The sequence below is a fragment of the Paenibacillus sp. BIC5C1 genome (genome assembly GCF_032399705.1).
Taxonomy (GTDB): domain Bacteria; phylum Bacillota; class Bacilli; order Paenibacillales; family Paenibacillaceae; genus Paenibacillus; species Paenibacillus taichungensis_A.
Window position 1 is genome coordinate 330475 of record NZ_CP135922.1, and the last position, 23928, is coordinate 354402.

General features: G+C 46.0%; 21 protein-coding genes, 1 tRNA gene and 3 rRNA genes. 16 read left to right on the forward strand and 9 right to left on the reverse strand.

The window, feature by feature from the left end; all coding sequences use genetic code 11:
- Positions 1 to 91 precede the first annotated feature (91 nt).
- Both RS891_RS01535 and RS891_RS01540 read left to right on the forward strand, forming a co-directional pair.
- Entirely contained in the window at positions 92 to 601 is a 510-nt protein-coding gene (locus RS891_RS01535) for a hypothetical protein (protein WP_315794247.1), read from the forward strand.
- Positions 598 to 1092, forward strand: coding sequence for a GNAT family N-acetyltransferase (locus RS891_RS01540; RefSeq protein WP_315794248.1), 495 nt, complete (start codon positions 598 to 600; stop codon positions 1090 to 1092). Before RS891_RS01535 ends, RS891_RS01540 begins: the two co-directional genes overlap by 4 nt.
- Positions 1093 to 1230: 138 nt before the next feature.
- Here RS891_RS01540 and RS891_RS01545 read toward each other — a convergent pair whose 3' ends face one another.
- From RS891_RS01545 to RS891_RS01565, 5 genes are all read right to left on the reverse strand, one after another.
- Complete coding sequence (locus tag RS891_RS01545; protein ID WP_315794249.1) at positions 1231 to 2031, reverse strand: DUF4261 domain-containing protein; 801 nt, start codon at positions 2029 to 2031, stop codon at positions 1231 to 1233.
- Between the two features lie 123 nt (positions 2032 to 2154).
- Positions 2155 to 2511 carry a DUF1304 domain-containing protein gene (locus RS891_RS01550; protein ID WP_397386883.1) on the reverse strand — a complete coding sequence of 119 codons (357 nt, stop codon included), beginning with the start codon at positions 2509 to 2511 and terminating at the stop codon, positions 2155 to 2157.
- A gap of 196 nt (positions 2512 to 2707) precedes the next feature.
- Positions 2708 to 3517, reverse strand: a complete 810-nt coding sequence (locus tag RS891_RS01555) for a DUF6597 domain-containing transcriptional factor (RefSeq protein WP_315794250.1) — start codon at positions 3515 to 3517, stop codon at positions 2708 to 2710.
- Positions 3514 to 4059 carry an AAA family ATPase gene (locus RS891_RS01560; protein ID WP_113056261.1) on the reverse strand — a complete coding sequence of 182 codons (546 nt, stop codon included), beginning with the start codon at positions 4057 to 4059 and terminating at the stop codon, positions 3514 to 3516. Before RS891_RS01560 ends, RS891_RS01555 begins: the two co-directional genes overlap by 4 nt.
- Positions 4060 to 4082: 23 nt before the next feature.
- Complete coding sequence (locus RS891_RS01565; protein WP_113056262.1) at positions 4083 to 4820, reverse strand: WecB/TagA/CpsF family glycosyltransferase; 738 nt, start codon at positions 4818 to 4820, stop codon at positions 4083 to 4085.
- A 285-nt stretch (positions 4821 to 5105) separates the two neighbouring features.
- Between RS891_RS01565 and RS891_RS01570 the strand changes: the two genes are divergently transcribed.
- Both RS891_RS01570 and RS891_RS01575 read left to right on the forward strand, forming a co-directional pair.
- A complete protein-coding gene (locus tag RS891_RS01570; RefSeq protein ID WP_113056263.1) occupies positions 5106 to 5555 on the forward strand; it encodes an SRPBCC family protein in 450 nt (149 codons plus the stop codon).
- Between the two features lie 168 nt (positions 5556 to 5723).
- Entirely contained in the window at positions 5724 to 7253 is a 1530-nt protein-coding gene (locus RS891_RS01575) for a methyl-accepting chemotaxis protein (protein WP_113056264.1), read from the forward strand.
- A 132-nt stretch (positions 7254 to 7385) separates the two neighbouring features.
- Here RS891_RS01575 and pyk read toward each other — a convergent pair whose 3' ends face one another.
- Positions 7386 to 8801 (reverse strand): pyruvate kinase, encoded by a 1416-nt coding sequence (gene pyk / locus RS891_RS01580; protein WP_247900331.1) that lies wholly within the window; start codon positions 8799 to 8801, stop codon positions 7386 to 7388.
- A 112-nt stretch (positions 8802 to 8913) separates the two neighbouring features.
- Here pyk and RS891_RS01585 point away from each other — a divergent pair, with 112 nt between their 5' ends.
- Positions 8914 to 9693: a helix-turn-helix domain-containing protein gene (locus tag RS891_RS01585; RefSeq protein WP_315794251.1), complete on the forward strand. Its 780-nt coding sequence runs from the start codon at positions 8914 to 8916 to the stop codon at positions 9691 to 9693.
- A gap of 144 nt (positions 9694 to 9837) precedes the next feature.
- Here RS891_RS01585 and RS891_RS01590 read toward each other — a convergent pair whose 3' ends face one another.
- Entirely contained in the window at positions 9838 to 10509 is a 672-nt protein-coding gene (locus RS891_RS01590; protein ID WP_315794252.1) for a phosphatase PAP2 family protein, read from the reverse strand.
- Between the two features lie 299 nt (positions 10510 to 10808).
- Between RS891_RS01590 and RS891_RS01595 the strand changes: the two genes are divergently transcribed.
- The 4 genes from RS891_RS01595 to RS891_RS01610 all read left to right on the forward strand — a co-directional run bounded on the left by RS891_RS01595 (position 10809) and on the right by RS891_RS01610 (position 12977).
- The gene (locus tag RS891_RS01595) at positions 10809 to 11594 is read left to right on the forward strand and encodes a CPBP family intramembrane glutamic endopeptidase (RefSeq protein WP_315794254.1); all 786 of its coding nucleotides are present in this window, start codon (positions 10809 to 10811) and stop codon (positions 11592 to 11594) included.
- A gap of 140 nt (positions 11595 to 11734) precedes the next feature.
- Positions 11735 to 11971 (forward strand): DUF6953 family protein, encoded by a 237-nt coding sequence (locus tag RS891_RS01600; protein ID WP_113056269.1) that lies wholly within the window; start codon positions 11735 to 11737, stop codon positions 11969 to 11971.
- Between the two features lie 388 nt (positions 11972 to 12359).
- Entirely contained in the window at positions 12360 to 12560 is a 201-nt protein-coding gene (locus RS891_RS01605; protein WP_024633772.1) for a cold-shock protein, read from the forward strand.
- Positions 12561 to 12749: 189 nt separating this feature from the next.
- A complete protein-coding gene (locus tag RS891_RS01610; protein WP_024633773.1) occupies positions 12750 to 12977 on the forward strand; it encodes a cold-shock protein in 228 nt (75 codons plus the stop codon).
- Between the two features lie 268 nt (positions 12978 to 13245).
- Here RS891_RS01610 and RS891_RS01615 read toward each other — a convergent pair whose 3' ends face one another.
- Positions 13246 to 13602 carry a hypothetical protein gene (locus RS891_RS01615; protein WP_090905386.1) on the reverse strand — a complete coding sequence of 119 codons (357 nt, stop codon included), beginning with the start codon at positions 13600 to 13602 and terminating at the stop codon, positions 13246 to 13248.
- A gap of 163 nt (positions 13603 to 13765) precedes the next feature.
- Here RS891_RS01615 and RS891_RS01620 point away from each other — a divergent pair, with 163 nt between their 5' ends.
- Positions 13766 to 14506, forward strand: coding sequence for a class I SAM-dependent methyltransferase (locus RS891_RS01620; protein ID WP_063568135.1), 741 nt, complete (start codon positions 13766 to 13768; stop codon positions 14504 to 14506).
- 178 nt (positions 14507 to 14684) lie between these two features.
- Here RS891_RS01620 and RS891_RS01625 read toward each other — a convergent pair whose 3' ends face one another.
- The gene (locus tag RS891_RS01625) at positions 14685 to 15329 is read right to left on the reverse strand and encodes a GntR family transcriptional regulator (protein ID WP_113056270.1); all 645 of its coding nucleotides are present in this window, start codon (positions 15327 to 15329) and stop codon (positions 14685 to 14687) included.
- A gap of 564 nt (positions 15330 to 15893) precedes the next feature.
- Between RS891_RS01625 and RS891_RS01630 the strand changes: the two genes are divergently transcribed.
- The 6 genes from RS891_RS01630 to RS891_RS01655 all read left to right on the forward strand — a co-directional run bounded on the left by RS891_RS01630 (position 15894) and on the right by RS891_RS01655 (position 23917).
- Positions 15894 to 17087 (forward strand): ornithine--oxo-acid transaminase, encoded by a 1194-nt coding sequence (locus tag RS891_RS01630; RefSeq protein WP_113056272.1) that lies wholly within the window; start codon positions 15894 to 15896, stop codon positions 17085 to 17087.
- A 54-nt stretch (positions 17088 to 17141) separates the two neighbouring features.
- A complete protein-coding gene (rocF, locus tag RS891_RS01635; protein WP_315794255.1) occupies positions 17142 to 18110 on the forward strand; it encodes an arginase in 969 nt (322 codons plus the stop codon).
- Positions 18111 to 18800: 690 nt separating this feature from the next.
- Positions 18801 to 20352: ribosomal RNA gene (locus RS891_RS01640) — 16S ribosomal RNA — on the forward strand.
- 308 nt (positions 20353 to 20660) lie between these two features.
- Positions 20661 to 23586 (forward strand): 23S ribosomal RNA (locus RS891_RS01645).
- A gap of 80 nt (positions 23587 to 23666) precedes the next feature.
- A 5S ribosomal RNA gene (gene rrf / locus RS891_RS01650) occupies positions 23667 to 23783 on the forward strand.
- The 16S, 23S and 5S rRNA genes sit together here with 1 tRNA gene alongside, the layout of an rRNA operon.
- A 57-nt stretch (positions 23784 to 23840) precedes the next feature.
- Positions 23841 to 23917, forward strand: a tRNA-Ile gene (locus RS891_RS01655).
- Positions 23918 to 23928 lie beyond the last annotated feature (11 nt).

A 23928-nucleotide genomic window follows, 5' to 3' on the forward strand; every position in this document is an offset into this window, starting at 1 on the left:
TTTTAATGATCTAGATCAATATTTGGATGAGGTGGTATACTTAAAATGAACCTTTAATTTCCTTATTTACCCAACAATGAAAGGAGACTCAATGAAAAAAAGAACCAAAACCATTCTTGGTGTGGTTGTTGTAGTCGTGATTGCAGCTATTGCGATACCCATGTACATTTCGAGACAACATACCACCTTTCGAGCTGAAGTCACGGATCATATGAGTATGCTGGATAAGCTGGAGATTCTGGTTATCAAAAAAATACCGACCACCGATCCATACGATGAAGAAGAAGTGATTATTAAAGATCCCCAAGAGATTAGAAAGATGTTGAAGCTAACGAAGGATATCGAATTAAGAAGAGTAAAGCAAATAGATATCTCCAAGCGATCCGAGGGAACCCCATATTACTATGACTGGCAGCTTTTAACTAAGAAAGAAGATCGATTTACAGAAGGCTTTGGAATTACGTTTTATAATGAACATGCCGTCTCTATCTATAGCGGATACAAAACGAGAGATCAACATGAAAATTATGAAATAACCAATGATTTTAGTCTAAATGAAATGGAACGACTCTTTAACAATTTGAAGGAGGGGAAGGAATGACGGAGTATCAATTGCGTCCGATTGAGGAGCAGGATATCCCTTTTCTGTGGGAGATGTTGTATGCATCCATATTCAAGCGGGAGGGCGAAGAGCCTTTTGAACCAGAGATCATTCATAGCCCCGGGATGTCCAAGTACGTTGAAGGCTGGGGCAGAGAGGGAGATTTCGGATTTATCGCCGTGGATTCTCGGGGAAGGCGTATGGGCTCGGTGACGTTGCGGTTTTTTAATGATCAGAATGCGGGATATGGTTATGTGAATGCGGCTACACCCGAGATGGGAATGGCTGTGATTGATACAGCGCGTGGCAAAGGAATAGGTACCCGTCTCATTCAGACGGCATTGGAAGAGGCTCGAAAACGAGACATTGATGCTGTTTCGCTCAGTGTTGATCCAGATAATGAAGCAATTCGGCTTTATCGGCGTTTTGGATTCGTCGAACATGGCATGTGTGGCACATCTGTAACGATGGTGTGTGCGATGAACCCATGACCGTACTGCAAGCATGGTAAACGCGTTCATATGAAGATTTGAAAAAACAAAAAGGCGTTCCCCTCATATGCTGAGAAGCGCCTTAAGATATGACTGTATGTTTGTCGCACCGTATTTCCCTTGTGCTGTTAACGATACCTAAAAACCAATCTTCAAACTGCTACCTTCTGTAGCTATTCCTTCCGAACGTTTGATGGGAAGCTTTTGTTCTGCTGAAAAGCCTAGTGTCTCGCCGTCATGCAGAGTTACGTCGTTTTCTACAACATAATTCGCCGTCATAAACATCATTTCAAATACTTCACTTAACGGTTGTGTAGACTGAGTGATCTCCATCTCCTCTTTCCCGAAGTTGCGTAACCCATAAGTATAGGCTGATGCGCCTTCAGGGCTTTGGAATAGCCCGATGAAAATCCAGAGGGAGACGGGCAGTTCATGATCCTTAATTCCACGACTGATGTCCACGTACTGGCCTGCTTCCACAACAAGTGGCGCCATATAAATGGCCAACGCATGGTCAAGCTGGAGCAAAGCACTCGCTGTTTGGGTGAACAGAATATGTGCCTGAATGGCGTCTGTTGCATTCAGTACAGAGACAATAATCTGAGATTGATGTCGGGAAGTGACTTGTACCGCGTCCCGCCACAGCACATTTAATTTGGCATTTTCCTCTACTTCGCGATCAGGGACAGGAGCATTAATATGTGCACACACTACTTGCATTCCATCCACTTCGAAAAAAAGATTACCTTCCTCCGGACGTTCCTCAATCTCAATATTCCACTCGTTTTTCATCGTGCTAATGAAGTGATCAAAATTACAATCTTCGTGCTCCAGCAAAACAAATCCAACGATGGTTTCACTATATGGAGCAGTATGTACGGCTCCACCTGCAGTCGCGTTTTCCTTTTTGCGGCGTCGAAGCTTGTCAAACAGTCCCATGAAACGTTCTCCTTTCCAGACCAATCCCAGTGATGATCAGGCAGAATCCAGATGCCTTTATAACCTTACCTTACCACATTGGAGCTTTTAATGAATCCAGGCCTGGTAATGGTCAACAGGTGATCAGAGGAAAAGAACCAGAAGCAATGCAATGATCGCAGGCAATCCTTGTTTGACAATGATGGATCGAGTAGCGGTTACGCCTCCGTAGAGGGCGGCGATAATGACACATGCCAGGAAGAAGATTTGAATGTGCTGTCCGACGGATGCATCCGGATAAACGAGTCCCCAGATCAAACCTGCGGCCAGAAAACCATTGTAAAGGCCTTGATTGGCAGCCAGTGACTTGGTGGATTTCGCTAGTTCAGGGGTAAGACCGAACGTTTTCATCGTGCGTGGACGGGTCCACAGGAACATCTCCATCACCATGATGTAGAAGTGCTCAATGGCTACAATAGCCACGAAAATGATACTAATCAAAAGAAACACCTTGCTTTCGTATCTGTCATTTATTTTCTTGTCCTACTCAGTATATATGTTTGCCATAAGAACCGAAAGTATAAATTTAATTTTACACAAATTAATTGTGTCAATTATAAAAAGATCAATGATTCCGTTTATAATCACGCCGCGTATTAAGCCGGAATTGTCTGCTCAGCTTTTAGTTAATCTCAGTTTATCCTCTGGAATGGATATAATCTTCAGGTGTGCTGCCGATAATGGACTTGAAGTCTTTGATAAAATGGGACTGATCGTGATATCCAAGGTCCTGGGAAAGCTTAACCAGATCGCAATTTACACCCCGCTCCATCATCTCAGCAGCATTTTGCAGACGGTAGAGCTTGATCACCATTTTGGGGCTGATGCCTACATACTGATTGAACAGGCGCTGGAGCTTTCTTGTATGCATATTCCAGGAAGCAGATAAGTCATCGACTCTCAGCATATCCCGATGCTGCTCAATATACAGCACAATTCGGCTGACCAGAATGGCTTGATCATCAGGAGGAGGGAGGTGTTTACATAGAAGCTGATCCATATAACTGACTTTATCCTCATCACTTCCGTCCCCAAGCAGACGTTCTTCAAGCTGTGAGGCATCAATATCAAGCACAGCGGAGACATCCAATGGGTTCCCATACAATGTGGAGACGGAATTACGAATGAATGGATAGAAGCCGCCAGGCTTAAACTTCACCCCAAACACGCTCCCTTTTCCACGGACGAGATAGGAGAATTTCTGTCCGGATGGACCGAAGAAAAAGGTGTTCCCCCGTTCTACCACCAAATTGACACATGGGTTGGGGACCACATGCTGAGGATAAGGATCATGCCCTGTAAGATCCCAGGAGACGATCCAGAAATGCTTGACCAATGAACCCAATGCTTCGGAAGGGGCATACCGTGTCAGGCAATATCTTTTGTCGCCCTCATCCAGATTCAGAAGACCCATACTGGGTCTGGCAGCATGATCGGCATATTTCATCTTGTCGATTCCTCCAGATATCTCGTCAATTCTGCTTCGTTACGAACCATGCACAATTTATGTTGGTGAGACTGCAAAAACGTCATGATTAGTGCTTTTTCCTTATGGTCATGTTGATAGCTCCATTTATACATCTTCCAGAGCATGGTGAAAGTCTGACGGTAATTTCCCTGTTCCAGCCCGAGTTTCTGTACTGTGAAACGTTTGAGAATGCGTACATTCCTTTTCCACACGGGGGTATTTAAGTAGACGATAAGATCAGCCTGCTCGAAACTGCTTGCGACCCATTCATAGTGTACTCCTTCAATAATCCACTGATTGGAATACACAGCTTTTTGCAGAAGTGTGTCCCGCGTCTCTGGACTATTGCGAATATCCTCTCCTCGAGGTACACGGTGCCACACAATGTTGTCTAGCTCATAATAAGGAAGGTTTAATCTCGCGGATAAATGGCGAGCTAGTGTAGATTTGCCGCTGCCGACTGAGCCGATAATATGTATTTTGTTTGGCCTGAATTTGATCTTGGATTCTTCAACGACCATTTTGTAACCAGTCCCCCTTGATATTACCTTTGTTCTCTGAACAACAACGCCCGAACAGCGAAACGTGGCAAAATGAGTTGTCTGCGCCATCTGGAAGGCTGGCTGAGCAGTCGATAAAGCCATTCCAAGTTAAGCTTCTGCCATATTGCAGGTGCTCGTTTGGTTTTGCCGGCCAGAATATCCAGGCTTCCCCCGACTCCGATGGCTACACGAGCATTGAGTTGATGGCGATATTTGTTGATCCAGTGTTCAGCATTGGGTGCTCCTAGGGCCACAATAAGAAAATCTGGCTGTGCCTCGTGAATCTCTTTTACAATGCTTTGCTCCTCATCCGTTGTGAAAAATCCATGATGTCTGCCACGAACAACGACTCCCGGATAGTTTTGCGCAATAATCTCTACAGCCCGCTTACTGACACTTTCTTCTGCCCCGAGCATATAAAAGGACCAATTCTTCCGGCTTCCTTCCTCCAACAAACGAAAAAGCAGGTCACAACCTGTTACCCGTTCGGTCAATTGTCCACCCCGAAAGCGGGATACCATAACAATGCCCGCGCCGTCAGCGGTCACCATGCCTGCCTGATCCACGACCGAACGAAGCGCCTGATCCTTCTGACAGGACATGACGATTTCCGGATTGCCTGTGATGACATGGAACAGCTCGGATTGTCTCTGCTCGACTATATTACTAAGAATTGTAACCGTCTGATTCATAGTTATATTGGGAAAAGGGATTCCCATAATATTTGTTGTTTGGTTCATAATTTAGTTCCTTTCTGGAATGCTAACTACCCGTCCCCAACTTGTATACATTTACTGTTATTTCATTCCATTTTAGTATATCTGATCTCCTGGCAAAGCACTATATTTGTTGAAGTGTAGCACCGGACGAAAAGTTCGATATATTCATGCTTCATGACATCTAACATCATTTATTTTCGTTGTTGTCGCGTTTTTACAATACGCCGTTTGGGGTATAACGATAGGATAGTGTTGCAAGCAAGTTTCAGTAGTACCTTTCATACAACACATAAGGGGAGTGAGTTCATGGAATTGAAATATGAGTTCTATATTAATGCCGGACAGGAAGATGTGTGGAATGCCCTCATCTCGCCGGACGGTACACGGAGCAGTTTTTTTGGCAGCGAACTTCGTTCCAATTTCCAACCGGGTCAGCCGTTTGCCTATGTAGGGCCTGGGAATGACGGTGCAGAGACGGTTCATGTATATGGCGATATTCTGGAATTCGAACCTTTATCCCTGTTAAGCTACCTTGAGCATCCCGGACCTTCCTACCACGCCAATCACGCTGAGCTTCAATCCAGAGTAGTGTTTCAGTTGGAGATGGTAGGGGAATGTACGAAGTTAACATTGATCAATGACCAATTTACGGACAACCATCCATCCTTTGCGAACGCAAAGAGTAGTTGGTGGATGATATTGAGCAGTATCAAGACATGGGTAGAGACGGGCAAAACGCTGGATTTCGGTTGGTAAAGATTCGGATAATGAGAGAGTATATGAATATAACATCATAGCATTATGAAAAAAGCGCTGATAAAGCGTTTTTTTTATTTCATTTTCGCTCAAATGCACGAGAACTCTCTACATTTCATGTCTAATTATGTCGAAATATATAGAAATGACATTAGAGGAGAAGTTGAGATGTTCCGTAAACGTGCCCAAACGATCAAGCAAGCCCCTGCGGGCTCGCTTCAACCATTATTGGAATACAGCCGTAAACTGGTTAAAGACGCAGAGCAAGGAATATATACTAGTGAGCTAGAATCGACTGATGATTTGCAGGAAGCTGGTGAAATTGCACAAAACATTAATAAAGCCTTACATATTTTGAAGAAGCAAAATGAAGCAGCGGAAATGCGCCTCAAAATGTTAAATCAAGCGTTACATTTTGGACTATGGGAATCTGAGATTGTAGCAGGAGATCCTCTAGATAGCAATAATATCATTGCCTTTTCCGATGAATTCCGTCAAATGTTAGGCTTCAGCAATACGAAGGATTATCCTGATGCTTTCGCAAGCTGGGCCAAATCCATCCATCCCGACGACAGACCCCAGTTGGTTCAGGAAATTACGAAAAGTGTTAATACATCTTCTGAGAAGGCCGCATACAACGTAACGAGCCGAATGGTTACAAAGAGTGGAGAAGTACGCTGGTTCCGGTGTCTTGGACAAGTTGTCAGAAATGATGAAGGCGTTCCGGTTAAACTTCTGGGAATCATGTTTGATATTCATGATGAGAAGAGCAAATCCGACGAGTTGGAAGCACTCGTTACCCGTTATGACCTAGTAAATCGCGCATTGGTGGAAGCACCGTGGGATATGACCGTTGTGGCCGGAGATGTGGTTAACCCAAGTAATGAATTTTGGTGGTCACCACAGTTTCGCCGAGAGCTTGGATTTACCGATGAGCAGGATTTCCCGAATGTTTTCAGCAGTTGGAGCAGCCGGCTTCACCCGGACGATCACGACCGGACGATCAATGAATTTGCCAAGCACATGAATGATTACAGTGGACGGACACCTTACGATCTTGATTACCGTCTGCAACGTAAGAATGGGGAATATCGCTGGTATCATGCAGGTGGCGAGACGGTTCGGGACGGTAACGGTGTACCACTCCGTGTAGCGGGAACCATTCGTGATGTGACACATGAGAAAAATAAGGAACAGATCGTTGAAGCGATGAATCAGAAAACGAAACTTTTATCTGAATCCATCGGTGAGATGGTACGTGGAATCAACTCGATTACCGATCAGGCTCAGGAACTGGTTACTGCGCAAGAGTTATCTGCGGATGCGGCCATTCAGGTGAAGAGCAGTGCAGATGATACCAAAAACATTACAGCGTTTATTCGGGAAATTGCCAGCCAAACCAATTTACTGGGTCTGAATGCAGCAATCGAAGCAGCCAGAGCGGGAGAACTTGGCCTTGGTTTTGGAGTTGTGGCCGGAGAAGTTCGGAAGTTAGCTGACCATAGCTCGCAGGCGACCGTCAATATTGAAGATGGCATGCAGGCAATGAAGACATTCATTGACCAGATTCTGGAGCACATTGGCAACATGTCCACACTGACGCAGAATCAGGCTGCCCTGACACAGCAGGTTAATGCCTCAATGGATGAGATCAATATGATGTCGCAGGATTTGGTGAACTATTCACGGAATTTGTAAGCTTGTAAACTGTGTAACCCTGTCAATTGTTGAATGATAAAATAATTGCGTAAGAAAAAACCACCGAGATGCATTTCTGCTCTCGGTGGTTTTTTGTATTTTCAGCGATGTAATCAAATTCAATGTGTTGAATTATACTTGTTGAACTTTGATCAAGTTGGTGTTACCGGATTGACCAATCGGTACGCCAGCGGACAATACGATGATGTCCCCTTTTTCGATATAACCGGTTTTAATTGCATTGCGTGTAGCGGACTCGAACATTTCATCGGTTGTTGTTACTTTGTCGCCCATAACCGGAATGACACCGGAGAGCAAGCAGATTTTTGCGAGTACTTCTTCATGCTGTGTAACCGCGATGATTGGTGCTTTTGGACGATATTTGGAGATCATACGCGCCGTAAATCCACTCTCGGTAGAAGTGATGATCGCTTTGGCATTCAGGACGAGGGAAGAGCTAACTGCTCCCTGACTGATAACTTCGGTAATATCAGCTACTTGTTGAGCAGATTTTTGCCCGAATTGTTCTTTGTAATCAATCATCGTTTCAGCACGGCGAGCAACAGCAGCCATCGTGCGCACGGATTGTACCGGATATTTACCTGCTGCCGATTCACCAGACAACATCACAACGTCTGCGCCTTGAAGAACAGCATTGGCTACGTCACTAACTTCGGAACGAGTTGGACGCGGATTCACTTGCATGGATTCCAGCATGTGTGTTGCTACGATAACCGGTTTACCTGCGCGGTTACATTTATCGATCATTTCTTTTTGCATCATAGGCACGTCTTCGATTGGTACTTCAACACCGAGATCTCCACGCGCTACCATGATACCGTCAGATGCTTCAATGATATCGTCCAGGTTAGTCATACCTTCCTGGTTTTCAATTTTGGAGATAATTTGTACATGATCTACACCGCGTTCTTTCAGGATACTGCGAATTTCACGAATGTCGTCGCCTTTACGAACAAAGGAAGCAGCGATGATTTCGATACCGTTTTCGATCCCGAATCCGATGTGCATAACGTCACGTTCCGTTACACCTGGCAAAGTCGTTTTGATTCCTGGCAAGTTAACCCCTTTACGTGGTTTCAAAATGCCGCCGCTGATGATTTTACAGTGAATATCTGAACCTTCCACGGACAGTACAGTCAGATCTACCAAGCCATCATCAATGAGGATGCGATCTCCAGGTTTTACAACGAGGTTCAATTCCGGGTAGTTTACCGAAATACGCTCAGCATCACCAAGAATTTCTTCGGTAGTCAGGATCAGCTCTTTACCTGCTTGCAGATGGCAGGATGCTTCTTTCAGTTTGCCAATACGAACTTCCGGTCCCTTGATATCCATCATAATCGGTACATACGTATTCAATTCAGAAGCTGCTTTGCGGATATTGTTAATCCGTGCCACATGATCTTCCAACTCACCGTGAGCCATATTCAGACGGGCAACAGTCATACCTTCCTGAATCATTACTTTTAACAATTCGATTGAGTCACAAGCAGGTCCCATAGTACAAATAATTTTTGTTTTCAACATGCTATTTTCCTCCTCATATGTTTGCTTATATGTGTATTGTAGCGTTTTCTGTCGAATCAGGGTATGAACTATAGTACAATGATTAGAATATAGTCCAATAATGAGGTGTGTTATGGTCACTCCATTAGAAGTACGACACATCAATGGTGTCGGTTGGTACGAAGAAGCGGTGCAGTCACAGGCCACTTGGCGGTTAAGCTTGGTTACTTATGGAAAATGTGTATATTGGGTGAACGGAGAGAAGCAGATCATGGAGAAAGGAGAGCTGCTGCTGATTCCCGCTGGTACTCCGTACTACGGCAAAAGTATTCCTACCGTAACTCACACGCAAATTGTTGTTCAATTACAGGGGGATCATGCACAAGGTTTGCCCGCGCTGGAACGGAGTGAGGCCTTGCGACATAAGCCCGGATGTTATGAACTGATTCATGAACGCATGAAAGCCATCCAACAACAATGGCAGGAACGTCCGTCTTATTATGTCATGATGAGCCAAGCCTTATTGATGGAAGTGCTTATTTATATAAACAGGGAATTGGATCGAGGAGTTATTCCACCGGAGAGACATGTCCATGCGGAGCGGATGAAGCGATACATTGAGCGGCATTACCGGGAGAAAGTTACAAAAGAAGAGCTCGGGGACGAGATTGGTAAAACCCCGAATTACGCTGCCGCGTTATTTAAAAGCATGACGAATCAGACGATCAGCCAATATGTGCATGATCAGCGGATGAAAAGGGCGGTGTATTTGCTTACCGAGTCACAGCTCTCCATTCAGGAAATTGCAGAATTCCTCGGTTACCGTGATCTGTCATATTTCTACCGGATATTCAAGCGTTTAATGGGGAGCCCTCCATCTGATTTGCTCCATGAACGTCCACCTATTGTATGAAGGATAAGGTCCTCATGGTTGCGTTTTGAAAAGTTCTTACATTTAAACATCAATATAAATTGCGCAAAAAAAAGAGGGCCTCGGCCCTCTTTTTTGGTCTCATGACAGTCGAATTACTCCTGCCTTTGCAATATAAATCATATACTAAGCGTTGCTGCTTGTATTTGTAGCCGTGATTGGCTGTTTTGTTTTTTTGCTTGCCAGACCAACTCGAACCGCAACTACATGCACAGCCCAATATGCTGCTTCCGCGAACAGAATGCCGCCAGCTACATCGAGAAGCGAATGCTGCTTCACGAACACCGTCGAAGCAATAATCAGCCACAGCCATATGGACAATGAGATTCGCGCCAGTGGTTTGAAGTTAAGGTGGCGATTGATGATGATGAAGAGCAGATAACTTGTGAGACAATGGATACTTGGAAAACAGTTGAATGGAGCATCATTGGTATAGATAAATTGTACGAGCGCACTGCTTAGGCCTGTTCCGATAGCTTCCGGCCGCGGCACGTAAGTAGGAAAGACCGCAAATACGATATTGGCAGCGATTACTCCTACATTATAGGTAATTATCATGCGCCAGAATAGCGATTTGTTCGTTAGACCCAGATAGAGAAATCCAAAATACAGAATCGGCATCCAACTGACATAAGGATATATAAATTCTTTGATAAAAGGAATCTGTGTATCAATCCAGGCATAATTGTAGAAGACATCACTTCCGGTGTTGCTGCCTAACAAAACATAAATGGAACCTTGAAGCGGTATACATAAGATTGCCAGCAAATGTCCCCAGCGCAGAAATAATGCTTTCATAGTATCCCCCTGATTTCGTTCTTCATTTCACAGCTTTCATCTAAACTCTCCATATATAAGACGTTGCAGAAGTGTCGTATCCCTGCACCAATTCGTTCTTTTACTAATATAATAGACATTTTAGCACTTGAGCCATACCTGATTGTAAGGTAAAAGCTGTAAGAGGAATTCTCTTTTTTGTTACTTTTATAGTTTTATCCAGAAAAGGGTACCCGAATATTCATAAGATATGATACAACTAAATTGTCATAAAAGTTCATATGACAACCATTAAAAACGAAATGAGGCTGGTATAATCTATGAAAACCGTGCAATCCAAGCAAAACCAATCCTTTTCCGCGCGCAGGCCCGTGCTGACGGTAGTCATTATTGAACTGCTCCTTTTGCTGGCAGTTTTCGCGGCAGGTGCGGTTGCGACCGTGAAGCAACTGGACTACACATCACCAGTATTGATGTCATTTATTCCAATTGCCCTCGTGCTCATTATTTATCTAACCTTGCGACGCAAATGGAGAGAGACCGGATTTCGCTCCTTAAAAACCATCCCGGCAAGTCATGCAAAGTATTATATTCCGCTACTCCTTGTACTGGGTACTCTTGCACTGAAAGGATTTACAGAGCTAACCTTGTCCAAGGTCGCCTTTTTTATCTTTTTCACCTTGCTTGTCGCCTTTGTGGAGGAAACCATTTATCGTGGACTGATCTTCAGAACTTTGCTTCGTAAGAGTGCGGTTGCGGCAGTTGTCACTTCCAGTGTTTTATTTTCTATTACTCATATCATGAATGCATTATCCGGTCAGAGTATGGCAGATACCATTCTGCAACTGATCTATGCATTGCTGCTTGGAGCGGCACTTGCGCTGTTAATGTTGAAAAACGGAAATATCGTGCCGCTGATCCTGTTTCATTTCATACATAATTTGATTCAATTTCTTGGGAACGACCGGCAAGATACCGGGACATTTTCATACGATATCTTTATATTGGTTGTGTTGGTTGCTTATTGCGTATGGCTGACGTTTAGCGCTCGAACAAAATCATCTTCTTTAGAGAGTAGTACACCGGGGAGTTCAGTGATTCATTAAACCGTCTTGATCGGACGCTACATAACTCTGTTTACCGCCAGCCTTGGGATCGTGGTATACTTCAGTCTGGCGGTATGACAGGCTTGTTACATAAGTGGGGCCGTTCATCCGTACAATGGATATATAAAATAGGTGATATTGTGGAAAAAACAGCACAGGCAGTGGCAGAATGGATGGTACAGGAGATTAAATTCACCGGTACGCTTCATCAGGAAGCTGCAATTGAATATGTAAAGGCCAATTTTGGAGAAGAATTTGTATTCGTGAATGAGAATGGAAATACTTCGTTATCAAAAGATGTGAAGAAAGCCTTCCGCAAGCTACACCGTGGGCAGATAGCATGGGATCGTGATGCTTTTATGTGGGCATGGACGTAGGGTTTTATTATGTGATTGATGGAGCTTTTATGGGTGTATTGGATATGCATGTCAAAATATTTTATAGAAAATGTATAAGTTGGTTCGGATCTGCATATCCTTTCATAAGACCGCAATGAGCGGTAGGAAAGCGACAAACCCTGTTCCAGTGCGTGTGAATAACATGTATTTCCAAAGCTGTTTGAAAAGAAAATACAAAGATTTGCTTTTTGGTGGAAACGGAGTTATAATAAAAACAAGTTGTAGAGAGTGGAAAACCTAATTCACATATTGTAAAGGGCGATCACTTATAGGTTATGACTGGTACCTTTTTCAATGTGTGAATTTTTATTTGCTTGCTGCAAAGAACAAAGGAACATGTTAATCTTTATTTGGAGGTGTAATTCACATGCAAAACGGAACAGTAAAATGGTTCAACGCTGATAAAGGCTTCGGTTTCATCGAAGTTGAAGGCGGAGAAGATGTATTCGTACACTTCAGCGCTATTACAGGCGAAGGCTTCAAAACGCTGGACGAAGGTCAACGCGTGCAATTTAAAATTGTACAAGGAAACCGCGGTCCTCAAGCAGAAGAAGTTGTAAAACTGTAATTAAAGCATAGCTGCCTTTAACATGTTATAATGGTAAAGGCAGCTTCTTTTTTTTGAGCAGTTATAATGAAAGTTGGCCCAATAGTTGTCGAGACAGAAGTCCGGACGGGACAAAACTTCCGCTAAGTAGTGGCTTCTGTGAAATAACGTCGGATTAGATGTTTTTCCATAACAAAGGGGGTAGAAGTCATGTATAATCGCAAAAAACCGTTGGAAGAGATTCCACAAGCTGATGCGGCAATCTGGGAATGTACGAGTGATACGTGCAAAGGATGGATGCGGGACAATTTTGCGTTTGATAGCGTGCCTACTTGTCCGATATGTGCTTCTGAGATGGTTAGCACGACCAGGATGCTGCCATTGCTTGAAAATTCGAATAGTAATCTTAAAACGATGCCTAAAGGAAATCGGATTTAACATAGCTTACCCGCCTCTAACGAGGTGTTTTTTTTTAAGTTGAACCTGACATCTTGTATAAAGGTAAGGGTATTAAATATGAAGTTCCCGGCATTCGTTTTGGCGAATGCCTTTTCTTATAACTTTTTCCCAATTATGTTGAATATTTAAGTGGAAATATATTTAATTTATAGCAATTTGTTTGCTTGAATCTTGGGTTTGAAGTAACGATAAATGAAAAAAACCTTCTCGCATGAAGCGAGAAGGTTTTTTTGATTGTTTAGAAATTTTAGATGAACAGGAACGGAAGCAGAAACAGGGTTGCTACCAGAGCCAGTTCTATCCCTGCTCCAGCTCCATAGCCGTAACGCCCGTAACCCCCGCCGTATCCTCCATATGGACCGTAGGCCGAAGATTTAACTTTCTTTGTTGCAACAGTATTCTTCTTGCTGCTTTTTACAAGTTGCTGTTTGGATTTGACTGAACACAGCCGTGGTCCTTCGAAACATCCGTTCAAATAAATTTTACCATCACGACATTGGCCAAGCGTACCATACATATGCTTACCGTCGTTCATAACGAGACAAACGGAACGTCCAACGTGCGGAGAAACCGTTTCTTCACATACCGGATTAATTCTGTACATGCAAATCCTCCTCAATAGGTGCGGTTGCCGCTTGAATTCAACGGTTTGTATATCATAGTAAAAAGAAGACTGATTGGTATGGACGAGTACCCGGAAATTAGATGGGGAGGAGCCGTTTTTATATTTACTCCATACACTGAAGGGAGTAAAAGGGAGGGATCTCATGGATTATCATGATTTACTGGCCCGGCTTGGAGAAGGGAGTGCCCATCCGGGAGGGTTTACAGCAACGATGCAACTGTTGGATACGCTGTCTCTGCCTGCGCATAGTAAGGTGCTTGAGGTTGGATGCGGTACAGGAAGGACGGCTTGTTATCTGGCTCGAAACGGTTATCGGGTAACTGCGGTTGATCTTAATCGACAGATGTTGGAGAAAGCGGTGCGACGCGCAAGACGGGAGCGCCTGGATATTCGTTTTATTCAGGCAGATGTGAAATCATTGCCTTTTCCGGATCATTATTTTGATGTGGTGTTTGTAGAGTCTGTCACTATCTTCACCCAGTGGCGAAGTACCCTTACGGAATATAAGAGAGTATTGAAGCCGGGTGGTCTCTTCATAGATCGGGAGATGGTGTTATCCGGAAGGAAAACAGAGGTGATGAGCCGAAGGCTGAAACAATTTTATGGAATAAGGACACTGGCAACCATGACTACATGGAAAAAACGTCTCAGACAATGTGGATTTACTGAAGTTCTAGTCAAGGAACAATCTCGTTCCATGGGCAAATGGGGTGTGGATCATGATCCCCATCGGGAGATGGATATGAGCTTGTTTGAGGATGAGCAGGTGCAGCGCATGGGTCGCACCAATGACCGTTTGCTTGCGAGATACGGGAAAAGACTGGGTTATGCTGTTTTTGAAGCAAAGTCATCAATGGATAGCGATAATAAACAGAAAGAGTAGGATCGCTTGATGGCGAGAGGGTGGTCCAATAACGATGTGAAAAAACTAGGCTGATGCCAAATCTGGCATCTAAAAAAGCAACCCACTTTAAAGTGGATTGCTTCTTCTTTGTTCTTGGACTCTATATCCAAGCCGGTGAGTGATGAAAATAGTTCACACCTGAGTTTGGCTGAAAACATTACAACATATCGTTGTCGATAATGCGCCAGTGATGCTTCAGCAGAGCTTCCAGTTGCGGTTTATCTTTGGCTCGAAAAGCGCTTACGATTTGGCGATGTTCCTCATTTACTTCATTAAGAACACTAGATAGCTTGGGTTTGTTGTCACTGACATACGACTGACGAATAAAGCTGTTTTTTAACGTGTTTAACATCTCGATGACAGTGGCGTTGCCGCAGCGCTGGATGTACAGGTTATGAAATTGATATTGATTCTTGCTGTAAGCGGCCAGATCGAGCTGGGTGATATCTTCATCCATTCGTGCAACAATGGCCTCCATCTCCAAAAGTTCAGACGGTTTGAGTTGGTCCGCTGCGAGTGTAGCGGCGAGTGCCTCAAGCGCACCAATGGCCTGCGAGAACTCGAGTTTTTTGCCAGCGTCAAAAGGAGCGACGATAAATCCCCTCCGTGGGATATATTGCAGGAGATTGTCGGAAGTGAGTTGAAATAAGGCTTCCCGAGTAGGTGTGCGGCTGATGTCCAGCTTTTTGCAAATCTCCGCTTCATTAATCTTCTGATTGGGGAGCAATGTCCCGTCCTGGATTTTCTGCGCGATATAATCGTAAACGTGATCTTTCAAGGACCGGTATTTGGGTGCCTCCATACCGAATCCCCCCTTCTGTATATAGTGATGATTGAATGTGTGAGGGTGTAAGCCCTGTAGTGGTGCGCCGTTCGGGAGTTTCAAGTTTTTATCATCTTAACACCGAGGGGGGAGTTGGGCAAGCAATCTTAATGATCTAAAGATATGTTGGTTTAGGGTTGAATAAATTACGTTTTAGGGGACTTTAGCGCATAAATGTGTTGGATTTATTGCTATGCAAATAATTTTTGTTAGCGTTACTTACATTAAAGTCCATATATTGTCCGGTGTATATTGTATACCAATATATTATAGCGCTGTAGGAATATCGTTACATGCTTCCAGCTATCGGCAATGAAATGAATTCATTATTATCATTAAAGGTTTCTCGTTTGTTTCCATGATTGGGATTGCTGAGATTATCTATACGGCTAGAACCGTTCAAGGAGGGAACACGGACTCTACGAATAAATGGAATTAGGTGATAGCGGAAAAAGTGAGCAGGAGTCGTAAATGGTCGTGGCGAAGCATACATTGATATTGTATTTTGTATACAATATAATCAAAGAGGGGTGCTGGGAGTATATGTCAGATTCGAAATTGTTAATGGATTGGTCGGAACGTTATGCTGCACCTAATTATCATCCGCTCCCGATCGTTATTGAGCAGGCGGATGGAGTATGGGTCGAAGATCCGGAAGGTCGCCGTTATATGGATATGTTAAGTGCATATTCGGCACTAAATCATGGGCACAGACATCCAGTAATCATTCAGGCGCTAAAAGATCAGGCAGATCGGGTAACATTAACATCACGGGCATTTCACAGCAGTGCGGCATCACTTTTCTATCAGAAACTCTCGCAATTTACAGGAAAATCCAAAATACTGGCTATGAACACAGGGGCTGAAGCGGTTGAAACGGCCGTGAAAGCAGTACGGAGATGGGCATATCGCTGCAAGGGTGTACCGGAAAATCAAGCTGAAATCATCGTATGCTCCGGAAATTTTCATGGAAGAACACTGACGGTCACCTCTTTCTCATCTTCAGAAGAGTACAAAAAAGATTTCGGACCTTTTACACCTGGATTCAAAATCATTCCTTATGGTGACATAGAAGCGCTTAAGCTTGCGATTACACCGAACACGGCTGCTTTTCTTGTAGAACCCATTCAAGGGGAGGCTGGTATTGTCATCCCACCTAAGGGATATCTTGCTGAAGCTTTTGCGCTGTGCAAACAGCACCGGGTGTTGACTGTGGCAGATGAGATTCAAACTGGATTCGGACGAACGGGACGTCGTTTTGCCTCTGACTGGGAGGGGGCTGAGCCTGATATCTGGATTATGGGTAAAGCGCTGGGTGGGGGAGTGATGCCCATATCAGCTATTGCTGCAAATGCAGAAATACTGGATCTGTTTGAGCCAGGTTCTCATGGCTCTACTTTCGGGGGGAACCCACTCGCTTGTGCTGTGGCTGTTGCGGCACTGGAAGTTCTGGAAGATGAGAAGCTTGCAGAGCGCTCGGAGCGTCTGGGGAATTATTTTATGAAACAGCTTCAGGGAATTCGCAGTTCCGCTGTGCGTGAGATTCGAGGTAGAGGATTGTTCATCGGTGTTGATCTGCATGTACTTGCACGTCCATATTGTGAGAAATTAATGTCTGTTGGACTGCTCTGTAAAGAAACCCATGATACAACGATCCGTTTTGCGCCGCCACTGACCATTACGGAGGCTGAGATCGACTGGGCGCTGGAACGAATTGCTCAGGTGCTGGGTGACTGAATAAACCTTTCATTCTTTAATTACTTCATATAAACAGCGAAGGGGCTGAACTACATGGGAAACAATGATATGGAATCTGCAGGGACGCTGAGTGCTTCTAATGAAACGAGCCAATTGCAATTGCGCCATCATGACGTTGCCATTATTAAGGTTCCTTTTGGATTAGGCGGTGCCCGAGGTGGCGCTGAGCTAGGTCCGGATGAACTCATTACAGCAGGATTGAAACGTGAAATTGCAAGCCTTGGATTGATTGTATCAAAAGAGATCCGTATAGATTGTCCCTCAGAGTCTGTTGCTCCAATTGAACGCAACCGTGTGAAATATTTATCCGAGGTTACACAGGTGAGTGAGCGAGTGTGCAGTGATGTGTCTGGCGCGATAGCGGGAGGTGCTTTTCCACTTGTTCTAGGTGGGGATCACAGTGTAGCCATAGGTTCTCTTGCTGGGTTGTCTGCGCATTATTCCAATCTGGGTGTGATCTGGTTTGATGCTCATGCGGATTTGAACACGGAAGAGCGTAGTCTGTCTGGAAATATGCATGGGATGAGTGTTGCTGCCGCTTTGGGGCATTCTGAATTTAACTTATCTCATATTCCAGGCGCGGGGCCGTTCGTTAAACCCTCCAATCTGGTCTACATTGGCTTACGTGATTTGGATGTATACGAGAAGGAACAGATCCGAGCACTTGGTATCAAAAGCTTTACAATGCATGATATTGACCGGATGGGTATACAACGGGTTGTTGAGGAGGCGTTGGCTGTAGTCGGAGAAGGAACAGATGGTATTCATGTTAGTTTTGATATGGATTGTCTTGATCCACGTGAGGCTCCGGGTGTGGGTACGCCGGTACCAGGGGGATTGAATTATCGTGAAGCTCATTTCGCACTGGAGCTGCTCGCTTCCACCAACCGAGTCACATCCATGGATTTGGTGGAGGTTAACCCGCTGTTTGATCAGAACAGGCATACGGCCCGCCTTGGAGTGGAGCTGATTGCTTCATTGCTGGGTAAACGGATCTTATAACGATTGTATAACTATTTCTTGGGTGGATGAATTTAAGCTTATATAGAAGGTAAGGTTAAATCATATAATGTGAGGTTATATAAGAGCCGGGGTCAGACTCACCAATACGATCTTCGACTGAGTGAAGATAGGTATGTGTGGCTTCCCTGGCTATAGTTGTTGGATGCACCTCTTGCTCTTGAATGGATGGGGTGTGAAGTGGGTCTTATAGAGTAAGAATGTTTGGTTATGTGTTGCCTCTTGGTTCCTTTAGAAGTGATGGGTATAATTACGAGGGCTCTACTATAGAAGAAAGAGATTGAGATTATCTGATGGAGAATGTGGTTCTAAAGTTTTTTTGAAAATAAAGCTTGCATTCCAAAACTGTACATGGTATATTCTAATTCCGGCCAAGAAAACACGAGAAACACGGTGCGGCAAGCGAACGAAATAAGCTTCGAAAGAAACTTAAAAAAAGAGCTTGCAAAGTTGGTTCGGATGTGATAAGATATAAAAGTTGCTGAGGTGAACAACACACGGCAATGGAACAAGTTTGATCTTTGAAAACTGAACAACGAGTGAGTAACGATCTTGCTTGCAAGATCGACGCTGAGAAATCGGTACAAGTCTTCGGGCTGTATGATTTCGAAGCATAAATGAGATTTTTAATCTCGTCAGTTTCAAAATGAGCTTATCGCTCTTTTCAATACTTTATTGGAGAGTTTGATCCTGGCTCAGGACGAACGCTGGCGGCATGCCTAATACATGCAAGTCGAGCGGACTTGAAGAGAAGCTTGCTTCTCTGATGGTTAGCGGCGGACGGGTGAGTAACACGTAGGCAACCTGCCCTCAAGCTTGGGACAACTACCGGAAACGGTAGCTAATACCGAATAGTTGTTTTCTTCTCCTGAAGAGAACTGGAAAGACGGAGCAATCTGTCACTTGGGGATGGGCCTGCGGCGCATTAGCTAGTTGGTGGGGTAACGGCTCACCAAGGCGACGATGCGTAGCCGACCTGAGAGGGTGATCGGCCACACTGGGACTGAGACACGGCCCAGACTCCTACGGGAGGCAGCAGTAGGGAATCTTCCGCAATGGGCGAAAGCCTGACGGAGCAATGCCGCGTGAGTGATGAAGGTTTTCGGATCGTAAAGCTCTGTTGCCAGGGAAGAACGCTTGGGAGAGTAACTGCTCTCAAGGTGACGGTACCTGAGAAGAAAGCCCCGGCTAACTACGTGCCAGCAGCCGCGGTAATACGTAGGGGGCAAGCGTTGTCCGGAATTATTGGGCGTAAAGCGCGCGCAGGCGGTCATTTAAGTCTGGTGTTTAATCCCGGGGCTCAACCCCGGATCGCACTGGAAACTGGGTGACTTGAGTGCAGAAGAGGAGAGTGGAATTCCACGTGTAGCGGTGAAATGCGTAGATATGTGGAGGAACACCAGTGGCGAAGGCGACTCTCTGGGCTGTAACTGACGCTGAGGCGCGAAAGCGTGGGGAGCAAACAGGATTAGATACCCTGGTAGTCCACGCCGTAAACGATGAGTGCTAGGTGTTAGGGGTTTCGATACCCTTGGTGCCGAAGTTAACACATTAAGCACTCCGCCTGGGGAGTACGGTCGCAAGACTGAAACTCAAAGGAATTGACGGGGACCCGCACAAGCAGTGGAGTATGTGGTTTAATTCGAAGCAACGCGAAGAACCTTACCAGGTCTTGACATCCCTCTGACCGATACAGAGATGTATCTTTCCTTCGGGACAGAGGAGACAGGTGGTGCATGGTTGTCGTCAGCTCGTGTCGTGAGATGTTGGGTTAAGTCCCGCAACGAGCGCAACCCTTGATCTTAGTTGCCAGCACTTCGGGTGGGCACTCTAAGGTGACTGCCGGTGACAAACCGGAGGAAGGTGGGGATGACGTCAAATCATCATGCCCCTTATGACCTGGGCTACACACGTACTACAATGGCCGGTACAACGGGCTGTGAAGCCGCGAGGTGGAACGAATCCTAAAAAGCCGGTCTCAGTTCGGATTGCAGGCTGCAACTCGCCTGCATGAAGTCGGAATTGCTAGTAATCGCGGATCAGCATGCCGCGGTGAATACGTTCCCGGGTCTTGTACACACCGCCCGTCACACCACGAGAGTTTATAACACCCGAAGTCGGTGGGGTAACCGCAAGGAGCCAGCCGCCGAAGGTGGGATAGATGATTGGGGTGAAGTCGTAACAAGGTAGCCGTATCGGAAGGTGCGGCTGGATCACCTCCTTTCTATGGAGAATCGTTTCCCGCGTGGAAACATTCAAATACGCAGCTAAGCTGCAAAACTTACTCACTCGTTGCTCAGTTTTGAGAGCTCAAACTCTCAAACAGCTTGCTTTTGCATGGAGCTTGTTCTTTGAAAACTAGATATCGAAACGAAATTTTGCGATTTAGAACATTCCTTTTTAAGCTGAACTTGTGTTTAACAAGTTTCAATAAATAGTGAAAACTGCATTGCGATGGGTTCGAATGGGAGCGACTTTTGGCTTTGCGTAAGCAAAACAAGGGAAGTGAGCCGTCGAAACCGGAGCAATTATGGTTAAGCTACTAAGAGCACACGGAGGATGCCTAGGCGCTAGGAGCCGATGAAGGACGTGGCGAACAACGAAACTGCCTCGGGGAGCTGTAAGCAAGCTTTGATCCGGGGGTGTCCGAATGGGGAAACCCAGCTGGGGTAATTTCCAGTTACTCATAACTGAATACATAGGTTATGTAGAGGCATACCAGGGGAACTGAAACATCTAAGTACCCTGAGGAAGAGAAAACAATAGTGATTCCGTCAGTAGCGGCGAGCGAACGCGGAGAAGCCCAAACCAGAGAGCTTGCTCTTTGGGGTTGTGGGACATCTCACATGGAGTTACAAAGGAACCGGTTAAACGAAGAGGTCTGGAAAGGCCCGCCAAAGAAGGTAAAAGCCCTGTAGTTGAAAGTTGGTTCTCTCCGAGATGTATCCCGAGTAGTGCGGGGCACGTGAAACCCCGTATGAATCCGGCAGGACCATCTGCCAAGGCTAAATACTTCCTAGCGACCGATAGTGAAGCAGTACCGTGAGGGAAAGGTGAAAAGCACCCCGGAAGGGGAGTGAAATAGAACCTGAAACCGTGTGCTTACAAAAAGTCAGAGCCCGTTTTAGGGGTGATGGCGTGCCTTTTGTAGAATGAACCGGCGAGTTACGTTCCCGTGCAAGGTTAAGGTGAAGAGCCGGAGCCGCAGCGAAAGCGAGTCTGAATAGGGCGACATAGTACGTGGACGTAGACCCGAAACCGGGTGATCTACCCCTGTCCAGGGTGAAGGTGCGGTAACACGCACTGGAGGCCCGAACCCACGCACGTTGAAAAGTGCGGGGATGAGGTGGGGGTAGCGGAGAAATTCCAATCGAACTCGGAGATAGCTGGTTCTCCCCGAAATAGCTTTAGGGCTAGCCTCGGAAAACAGAGTCGTGGAGGTAGAGCACTGATTGGGTGCGGGGCCCGCAAGGGTTACCAAGCTCAGTCAAACTCCGAATGCCATAGACTTACTTCCGGGAGTCAGACAGTGAGTGCTAAGATCCATTGTCAAAAGGGAAACAGCCCAGACCATCAGCTAAGGTCCCCAAGTGTGTGTTAAGTGGGAAAGGATGTGGAGTTGCACAGACAACCAGGATGTTGGCTTAGAAGCAGCCACCATTGAAAGAGTGCGTAATAGCTCACTGGTCGAGTGACTCTGCGCCGAAAATGTAACGGGGCTAAACACACCACCGAAGCTATGGCTTGATGCTTTGCATCAGGGGTAGGGGAGCGTTGTATAAGGGTTGAAGGTGTACCGTAAGGAGCGCTGGACATTATACAAGTGAGAATGCCGGTATGAGTAACGAAAAGATCAGTGAGAATCTGATCCGCCGAAAGCCTAAGGGTTCCTGAGGAAGGCTCGTCCGCTCAGGGTAAGTCGGGACCTAAGGCGAGGCCGAAAGGCGTAGTCGAAGGACAACAGGTCGAAATTCCTGTACCACCGTAAGCCGTTATGAGCAATGGGGGGACGCAGCAGGGTAGTGACGCGGACTGATGGATGTCCGTCTAAGCAGTGAGGCTGATGTGTAGGCAAATCCGCACATCGTAAGGCTGGGCTGTAATGGGGAGCGAAAATTATAGTAGCGAAGGTCATGATCTCACACTGCCAAGAAAAGCCTCTAGCCAGGTGATGGTGCCCGTACCGCAAACCGACACAGGTAGGCGAGAAGAGAATTCTAAGGCGCGCGGAAGAACTCTCGTTAAGGAACTCGGCAAAATGACCCCGTAACTTCGGGAGAAGGGGTGCCCCGGTAGTGTGAATAGCACGAGGGGGCCGCAGTGAAAAGGCCCAAGCGACTGTTTAGCAAAAACACAGGTCTGTGCGAAGCCGTAAGGCGAAGTATACGGGCTGACGCCTGCCCGGTGCTGGAAGGTTAAGGGGAGCGGTTAGGAGCAATCCGAAGCTGTGAACCGAAGCCCCAGTAAACGGCGGCCGTAACTATAACGGTCCTAAGGTAGCGAAATTCCTTGTCAGGTAAATTCTGACCCGCACGAATGGCGTAACGACTTGGGCGCTGTCTCAACGAGAGATCCGGTGAAATTTTAATACCTGTGAAGATGCAGGTTACCCGCGACAAGACGGAAAGACCCCATGGAGCTTTACTGCAGCTTGATATTGAATTTGGGTACGATCTGTACAGGATAGGTGGGAGCCTTTGAAGCGTGAGCGCCAGCTTGCGTGGAGGCACCGTTGGGATACCACCCTGATCGTATCTAGGTTCTAACCTGGTACCGTAATCCGGTGCGGGGACAGTGTCAGGTGGGCAGTTTGACTGGGGCGGTCGCCTCCTAAAGAGTAACGGAGGCGCCCAAAGGTTCCCTCAGAATGGTTGGAAATCATTCGAAGAGTGCAAAGGCATAAGGGAGCTTGACTGCGAGACCTACAAGTCGAGCAGGGACGAAAGTCGGGCTTAGTGATCCGGTGGTACCGCATGGAAGGGCCATCGCTCAACGGATAAAAGCTACCCTGGGGATAACAGGCTTATCTCCCCCAAGAGTCCACATCGACGGGGAGGTTTGGCACCTCGATGTCGGCTCATCGCATCCTGGGGCTGAAGTAGGTCCCAAGGGTTGGGCTGTTCGCCCATTAAAGCGGTACGCGAGCTGGGTTCAGAACGTCGTGAGACAGTTCGGTCCCTATCTGTCGTGGGCGTAGGAAATTTGAGAGGAGCTGTCCTTAGTACGAGAGGACCGGGATGGACGTACCGCTGGTGTACCAGTTGTTCCGCCAGGAGCACCGCTGGGTAGCTATGTACGGAAGGGATAAGCGCTGAAAGCATCTAAGCGTGAAGCCCCCCTCAAGATGAGATTTCCCAGTATGTAAGACCCCTTGAAGACGACGAGGTAGATAGGCTGGGGGTGGAAGTGCAGCAATGCATGGAGCTGACCAGTACTAATCGGTCGAGGGCTTATCCAAATATGCAAGTTGTAAATCGCAAATTTCGTTTCGGATCTAGTTTTCAGAGAATGATCTCTGAATGTAAGCTAAGCTATGCGTTTGGTGGCGATGGCGGAGGGGTTCCACACGTACCCATCCCGAACACGACCGTTAAGCCCTCTAGCGCCGATGGTACTTGGACCGCAGGGTCCTGGGAGAGTAGGACGCCGCCAAGCGAATTCCCTTTGGGGTATTTTTTTTGCCCCCCTCGTAAGGAAAAGGGAAATATATTGGGGCCCTTAGCTCAGTTGGTTAGAGCGCACCTCTGATAAGGGTGAGGCCGGTGGTTCGAGTCCACCAGGGCCCACCATATAATTTTTA